Here is a 4,322-nt window from a genome sequence, read left to right on the forward strand (position 1 = left end):
CTCGCGCAGCACCTGGACGCACGCCTGGAGCATGCCGGGGTCCACGGTGCGGTCGGGGGCTCCCGCGGCGAAGGCTTCGCGCAGGGCGCCGCCCCAGCCCAGGTCCGTGAGCCGTGCCAGCGCCCGGCCGACCGCAACGCTTTCCTCGGGTTTGATCTTGCCCTTCACCGGCACACCGAGCCGGTCCATGCCGCTGGGCCACTGCAGCCGGGGTTCCAGCGGGACACCGGCGCGGCTCAGGGTCTGGCCCGCGGCTTCGGTGGCCGAGGCGGCAATGTCGGCCGGGAACCACTGCCCGGCGCAGTTGTCGCAGCGGCCGCAGGCACGGGCGGTCTCGTCGTCGAGGACCGAGGTGATGTATTCCATCCGGCAGCCCGCGGTGTCCTGGTAAATCACCATCGAATCCTGCTCGTCCACCCGGGCCTCCGCGATCCGGCTGTACCGCTCGGCGTCGTAGGTCCACGGCTGGCCGGTGGAACGCCAGCCGCCGCCCACACGCTCCACGGCGCCGTCGACCGCCAGCACCTTCAACAGCAGCTCCAGCGGGGTCCGGCGCAGATCCACACGCGCCTCCAGCGCCACCGTGGACACGGCGGTCCCCGCTTCGGCGAGGGCAGTCAACACGGCACCGGCCTTCTCCTCCGACGGCATGGACGCCGTGGCGAAATACTGCCAGATGTCGCGGTCCTCGGAACCGGGCAGCAGCAGCACGTCGGCGTTCGCGGCGCCACGGCCGGCACGGCCCACCTGCTGGTAGTAGGCCACGGGCGAGGACGGCGCCCCAAGGTGCACCACGAATCCGAGGTCAGGCTTGTCAAAGCCCATGCCGAGGGCGGACGTGGCGACGAGGGCCTTGACCTGGTTGTCCTTCAGGAGCTGCTCCGCGCGTTCCCGGTCTGCGGGGTCGGTGCGGCCGGTGTAGGCGAGTACCTCGTGTCCGGCTTCAGCGAGGAGCCGGGCGGTATCCTCGGCGGCGGAGACCGTCAGGGTGTAGATGATTCCGCTGCCGGGCAGGTCTGTCAGGTGCGTGAGCAGCCAGCCGAGACGGTCCCGGGAGTCCGGCAGTCGCAGCACGCCCAGCCGGAGGGACTCCCGGCCCAGGGCACCGCGGATGGTCAGCACACCGGCGCCCAGCTGCTCCTCGATGTCGTGGACCACCCGGGAGTTGGCGGTGGCGGTGGTGGCCAGCACCGGAACGGAGTCCGGCAGCTGGGTGATCAGGTCCGCGATGCGCCGGTAGTCAGGGCGGAAATCATGGCCCCAGTCGGAGATGCAGTGGGCCTCATCGATGACCAGAAGCCCGGTGCGGCGGATCAGCTCGGGCAGCTGGTTCTCCCGGAAGGAGGGATTGGTCAGCCGCTCGGGCGAGACCAGCAGGACATCCACCTCGTCCGCCGCGAGCTGTTCACGGACGGTGTCCCACTCCAGCTGGTTGGCGGAGTTGATCGCCACCGCGCGGACCCCGGCCCGCGCTGCGGCCGCCACCTGGTCGCGCATGAGGGCCAGCAGCGGGGAGACAATCAGGGTGGGCCCGGCACCGCGGCGCCGGAGCAGCAGGGACGAGACGAAGTACACGGCCGATTTTCCCCAGCCGGTGCGCTGCACCACGAGGGCCCGCCGGCCGCCGTCGACCAAGGCCTCGATCGCTTCAAACTGGCCGTCATGGAACTCCGCGGCCGGGTGCCCGACCAGCTCGCGCAGCACTTCCTGGGCCTGCTCCCGGGTCCCGCCACGCCCGGCGGCAGCATCGGGTGAAGCGGACAAGACTGCAGCGTTCTGGTTATTGGCCATTGCTTCAGTATCCCAGCCCCCTCCGACAGCCGCGAAGCCGCGGGCGCCGCTATGTGGACAATCACAGCGGATCCGGCGGCAGTGCGACACCGCCGGCCCTCCTCCACGGCCTGATTCGGCTGCCACGTAAGATAAGACGCGTGACTACGGACCAGACAAAGACCTTTGACCTCTCGGCCTCCTTCAAGGCCTACGACGTGCGCGGCATTGTCGGCGAATCGATCACCGCCGAGATCGTCGAGGCTGTGGGCGCGGCGTTCGTCGACGTCCTGCAGCTGGAGGGCAAGACGGTGCTGGTCGGCGGCGACATGCGCCCCTCCTCCCCCGAGTTCAGCAAGGCCTTCGCCAACGGTGCCGCACGGCGCGGAGCCAACGTCCAGCTGCTCGACCTCATCTCCACCGATGAGCTCTACTACGCCTGCGGTGCGCTCAATGCCGCCGGCGCGACGTTCACGGCCAGCCACAACCCCGCCGAGTACAACGGGATCAAGATGGCCAAGGCCGGTGCCGAGCCGATCTCCTCCGAATCCGGGCTCAAGGAAATCCAGGCCCGCGCCGAGGAATACCTCAACGCCGGTTCCATCCCCGCCGCTGCGACGCGCGGCCTGATCGGCGTCCATGACGTCCTGAAGGGCTACTCCGAGTACCTTCGCAGCCTCGTGGACCTCCGCGGCTCCCGCCCCCTGAAGGTGGTGGTGGACGCCGGCAACGGCATGGCCGGCCTCACCACACCCGCGGTGCTCGGCGACGCCCTGCTGCCCAAGCTTCCCCTCGAGATCATCCCGCTGTACTTCGAGCTCGACGGATCCTTCCCGAACCACCCTGCCAACCCGCTGGAACCGGAAAACCTGCGCGACCTGCAGGCCGCCGTCGTCGAACACGGCGCGGACATCGGGCTGGCCTTCGACGGCGACGCCGACCGCTGCTTCGTCATCGACGAAAAGGGCGAGCCCGTCTCGCCGTCCGCGATCACCGGCATGGTGGCGCGCCGCGAGATTGCCCGCGCCCAGGGGCTCGGCGAGGCCAACCCCACCGTCATCCACAACCTGCTGACGTCCCGCGCCGTCCCCGAACTGGTGGAACGCCACGGCGGCCGGGCCGTGCGCACCCGCGTCGGACACTCCTTCATCAAGGCCGTGATGGCGGCAGAGGGCGCCATCTTCGGCGGTGAACATTCCGCCCACTTCTACTTCCGTGACTTCTGGAACGCAGACACCGGCATGCTTGCCGCGATGCACGTCCTGGCCGCCCTCGGCGAGCAGGACGGTCCGCTGTCCGATCTTGGCCGCGAGTACGAGCCGTACATGTCCTCCGGTGAGATCAACTCGGAAATCGACGACAAGGCCGGCGCCGTGGAACGCGTCCGGCTCGACTTCCACTCGGAGGACGTCGAGGTGGACTACCTCGACGGCAGCACCTTCATCGCCACGGACGGCAGCTACTGGTTCAACCTGCGCCCCTCCAACACCGAGCCGTTCCTCCGCCTGAACGTCGAGGCCACGGACACCGCCACCATGGAGCGTGTCCGCGACCGCGTCCTGGCACTGGTCCGGGGGTAGGGCCGTGTCGGAACTGCCGGCGGAGGCCGCAACTGAGACTGCAACAGGGTCCACTGGCGGATCGTGGCGCGACAGCGTCCCGGAGGCCAGTGCCACCGACCTGGAGAACCTGCTCGGCACCGGGGTCGGCGCCGCCCAGGAGCAGCTTGAGCGCAACGGCGGGTTCCTGCCGTTCGCCCTCGTGGTCGAGAACGACGGCGAGGTCCGGCTGGTTGCCGTCACCCCCGCCGACGCGGCGGAGGGCGTTGACGCCGGCTTCGACGCGGACTCGATGATCGCCGACCTCACGGAACTGCTGCGGCAGCACCGGGATGAGTTCCGCGCCGCGGCCATCGTTTGTGACATCACCCTGCTGGAAGAGGCCTCGGACGCCATCCACGTGGCCGCGGAACACCGGGACGGCTCCCTGTTCGCCGCGGTCCTGCCGTACGCCGCCAACCCGGCGACCCGTGAGCTGGAATTCGGCGAGCTCTCCGCCGATACCAACGAGCCCGGCGTCTGGGTGGACTAGACCGCCGGTAAACTGGCGTTATGAAGATCAACGCCTTCGCGGATGTGAGCCTGCGCGCCATGATGGTGCTCGCGGCCGCTCCCGACGGCGGACTCCTCACCACCCAGAGCATCGCCGACGCCGTCGCGACGCCCTATAACCACGTCAGCAAGGCGATGGCGAAGCTGCGGGAGCTGGGCATGATCGACGTCGAGCGCGGGCGGCACGGCGGCTCCCGGCTCAGCAGCGCCGGCCGCGTCGCCACCGTGGGCCAGCTCCTGCGCCAGCTCGACACCCGCACGGACCCGGCCGATTGCGTCGGCGCGGGCGGTACGTGTCCGCTGATCAACGAGTGCCGCCTCCGCGGCGCCCTTGCCCGGGCGCGCGAAGCCTTCTACCGCGAACTGGACGACATCGTCGTCGCGTCCCTGCCCACTTCGCGGCAGATGGCGCCGGTATTCCAGGCGATCGGCCTGCGCCCC

The 4,322-nt window shown here is 69.8% G+C and carries 4 protein-coding genes; 3 read left to right on the forward strand and 1 reads right to left on the reverse strand.

Features of this window, described 5'->3' with window-relative positions:
- Positions 1 to 1,791 (reverse strand): RecQ family ATP-dependent DNA helicase (locus K789_RS0102595; RefSeq protein ID WP_024365386.1); only part of this gene is annotated, 1,791 nt, incomplete at its 3' end.
- A gap of 140 nt (positions 1,792 to 1,931) precedes the next feature.
- Between K789_RS0102595 and K789_RS0102600 the strand changes: the two genes are divergently transcribed.
- The 3 genes from K789_RS0102600 to K789_RS0102610 form a co-directional block, all read left to right on the forward strand.
- Complete coding sequence (locus K789_RS0102600) at positions 1,932 to 3,350, forward strand: phosphomannomutase/phosphoglucomutase (RefSeq protein WP_024365387.1); 1,419 nt, start codon at positions 1,932 to 1,934, stop codon at positions 3,348 to 3,350.
- A 4-nt stretch (positions 3,351 to 3,354) separates the two neighbouring features.
- Positions 3,355 to 3,861, forward strand: coding sequence for a hypothetical protein (locus K789_RS0102605; protein WP_237739487.1), 507 nt, complete (start codon positions 3,355 to 3,357; stop codon positions 3,859 to 3,861).
- Between the two features lie 20 nt (positions 3,862 to 3,881).
- The coding region (locus K789_RS0102610; protein ID WP_024365389.1) for an RrF2 family transcriptional regulator at positions 3,882 to 4,322 on the forward strand (441 nt) is incomplete at its 3' end.

Origin of the sequence: Arthrobacter sp. TB 26 (genome assembly GCF_000427315.1) — a bacterium.
Taxonomy (GTDB): Bacteria; Actinomycetota; Actinomycetes; order Actinomycetales; family Micrococcaceae; genus Arthrobacter.